This window comes from Prevotella sp. OH937_COT-195 (assembly GCF_003932845.1).
Classification (GTDB): domain Bacteria; phylum Bacteroidota; class Bacteroidia; order Bacteroidales; family Bacteroidaceae; genus Prevotella.
The window spans coordinates 1-2,859 of sequence record NZ_RQZH01000052.1; the positions used below are offsets into that span (position 1 = coordinate 1).

General features: G+C 45.8%; 5 protein-coding genes. All 5 read right to left on the reverse strand.

Going from position 1 to position 2,859, the window contains the following annotated elements; translation table 11 throughout:
* Window positions 1-67: 67 nt before the first annotated feature.
* Complete coding sequence (locus EII32_RS11055; protein ID WP_125235440.1) at window positions 68-406, reverse strand: hypothetical protein; 339 nt, start codon at window positions 404-406, stop codon at window positions 68-70.
* A 12-nt stretch (window positions 407-418) separates the two neighbouring features.
* On the reverse strand, window positions 419-1,189 hold the full coding sequence (locus tag EII32_RS11060; RefSeq protein WP_125235441.1) for a hypothetical protein: 771 nt from the start codon (window positions 1,187-1,189) through the stop codon (window positions 419-421).
* Between the two features lie 14 nt (window positions 1,190-1,203).
* Window positions 1,204-1,743 carry a hypothetical protein gene (locus EII32_RS11065; protein ID WP_125235442.1) on the reverse strand — a complete coding sequence of 180 codons (540 nt, stop codon included), beginning with the start codon at window positions 1,741-1,743 and terminating at the stop codon, window positions 1,204-1,206.
* Between the two features lie 19 nt (window positions 1,744-1,762).
* On the reverse strand, window positions 1,763-1,894 hold the full coding sequence (locus EII32_RS12745) for a hypothetical protein (RefSeq protein ID WP_255416465.1): 132 nt from the start codon (window positions 1,892-1,894) through the stop codon (window positions 1,763-1,765).
* 31 nt (window positions 1,895-1,925) lie between these two features.
* Window positions 1,926-2,859 (reverse strand): hypothetical protein (locus EII32_RS12200; RefSeq protein ID WP_158611181.1); only part of this gene is annotated, 934 nt, incomplete at its 5' end.

Genomic DNA, 2,859 nt, shown 5'->3' on the forward strand with positions numbered 1-2,859 from the left:
ATCTCATAGGTTATAATTCCGTTATTCATATATTACTGCAATAATTAAAGTAAAACTTTTAAACCATTCATTCGCCGGCAGAATCTGTTGAGTTTTCTGTCCTCGCCCTTTCCTTGCACCTCTCACAGAACTCGAAATACTCTCTGTACTCTTGTTCTTTGATGTTGCGCTGGCGCAACAGTGCTATCTCGTCGTCAACACTGTACCGTTCGCGAATAAGCATCACCACCTTTTCCTCGTAGGCAGGTTCGTAGTTCTCTACACTTGCAGGCGGTGGGTTATATTCTTCCCACCCTGCCGCGTTCATCTCCTCCTCGGACGCGTTGAATATCTGTTTCCCGTCCTTGATGAGCGGTTCTCGGAAAAATTCCGTGACACCGTCTTTCTCTCTCTTGTATTGTTTCATATATTGTATTGTTTAAAAAATAATTCCGTACCTCTTTCTGTCTTGCTCCTGATTATATCTCATCTCGTCTTCACTTAAGGTTCTGTGATATATCCTTACTTGATAGATTTCACCTCGGAATGAGTACCAACCGTCATGTCTGCAACCCATTAAAGTACCAAGGCCATTTCTACGTGTAATAGATACATAATCTCCCATACCATAGTCGGTACCGTTGTAGATACTGTGGTCGGCATTAAGGCTGTGAGTGAATAATTGTCCTACCGTATCTTTAATGGAGGGAAGCAATCCTACTTTCGTTCTATTCCAAGGTTGATTGCACTCGATAGAGTATGTAACCCAATTATCTTGAATATTTGTTACATAACCGGGTGTATAGTAAAGTCCGTTTTGAACAATAAATTCTGTCGCATTGTTGTGCCAACCTGTGTTTAAGTCAAGTGGATGTAAGTGATTTCTCCTAAGCACAACTTCTACCGTCCAATTGTTCTCCCCTGCCTTTTTAGCCTGCAATCCCCAATCACCCATAGTATGTTCAGGACAATTAATCCAATGAGGCGGTTTTGTCACATATTGGTTCTTGTCCGGTGCGAAAAGGATATGATTTCCCTTCCATTCACAATTATTGAGTTTAAAATCCCAACCTTTCACTTTTTCCCGCACCGTATTGGTTTCCGGGGCATAGTCACTCATGTCCAAATGGAATTTAAGCCCCTCGCTGACATACGGTTTGACCGTGAGAAAATCCCCCATTATTTGCCGCCTTGAATATACTCTTGTCATACACAATCCTCCGTTTAACGTGACCAGCCAACCATTATGCCGTAATATTTCTTCTCCCGCTCGTTATGCAATATGGTAACCTCATAGTGCATATTGGGCAAGACCGAGACGGCAGATGCCAACACCACGCCCTGTGGGAGCGCGAGGCGGGTTGCCGCGGAGCCGCTGTCAAACGAGAATTGCCACTCGTTCAACTCGCCCTCGACGGGTGGAGAGAGCGAAATGTTCAACGATGGCATCTCGGGAAACTCGTACATCTTCCAAGGAAGAAGAGTTTCCGAAGAATCGGAAACGGTCTTTATCACCACCCGCTTCTTCGTATTCTCGTCCGCCCTCGATTCTGCCTTTGTCACTGCCGAAGTAGCGTCTATCATCAAACGCCATTTCGAGGTGTCGTCAAGGTTGTTGCCTTTGTTGTCGGGAACTAGCGAGACATAACACTTCAAACCGTCGCCGTCTGTCACAACTCCGAGTTGCGGATACGACTTCGATGCGTCATACTTGCCGTGTGTCGTCATCGTCACTTTTCCTATTCTTACCGTTGTCTTTGCCATACAATATCCTTTTTAAAAGTCATACACTCTCGGTGGTCACACACAAGTACCCCTCGCTGTCAATGCTGAAACTCATTTCCGCATCGATGGCATTGGCTTGTATAGTGTCCAACACCTCGTTAACAATCTCTTTTCTCTCTGATGCCGTCATATCTTGAACTTTTTAAATTATCAAATAACTGTCAAACGTCTGCGGGTACATAAATTCCGGGGTCTGTACCTTGCCACGGTTGCACCGAGTAAACGTTCTTTCCGTTAATAACACTGAACTCCACTGACAGACTCGTGTTTTTAACAATTCTGCTGTCCTTTACATAATATATTAAGAACTTACGTGTTATCCATGTCGGTGGATTTAGTCCCGGACTATTCTGCCACCCTTGTTGTGAGGTGTACTCACTTATCCATAAAGTATAGACTTGCTGTGTTATTACCGAAGAACCGCAACACTCGTTCAGGGTTCGTCCCGTCGGCAGACTGTTTGCGCTCATGGCATTGCTGTCATAATACTTTCCGTCAACATCAACGCCCCCCGGTACGAGTTGAAGCGTGCCGTCAGCCTGCCGCACCCTCGATTGGGTAAAGCGGAAATATGCAGCCATTCCGTAAGGGTCGCAGGCTTTGAAAAGTTTCTCCGCACTTATGCCCTCTTCAAGGTCTTCCAAAATACCCAAGTACCGCAATCGCAAAGGAGTCCCGAAACCGGCTTTAACACTGTCGTTTATTATTTGCGTCAACCCCGTGTATCCGAGATTATATGCCGGCGTCACCCCGTCGGGCATCATAAAAACAAGATACGGCACACCTTGTTCGTCCATACCGATTTTTATGAAAGGAAGTCCCGTCGGTGCAAGAAAACGTGTATGCTCCGCAAGCAGGTCTATACGAGAATCTTTGCCGTTGAGATGTATGCCCGCGCGTTCGAGGTCGTTAACCTTTGCGCTGATTGACACTCCGTTGGCATTCTGCGCTATCAGAGTCTCCAATTTTTCGGTGTGCATGTTACCGTCGGCATCGTTATATGTTACCGTCTTTTCCGATACCGCCTGCATAACATCATTTTTCACAGTCTGCTTCCAAGTGCCGAGCAAGTTGGCCGCCCAATTGAGTGTCAAT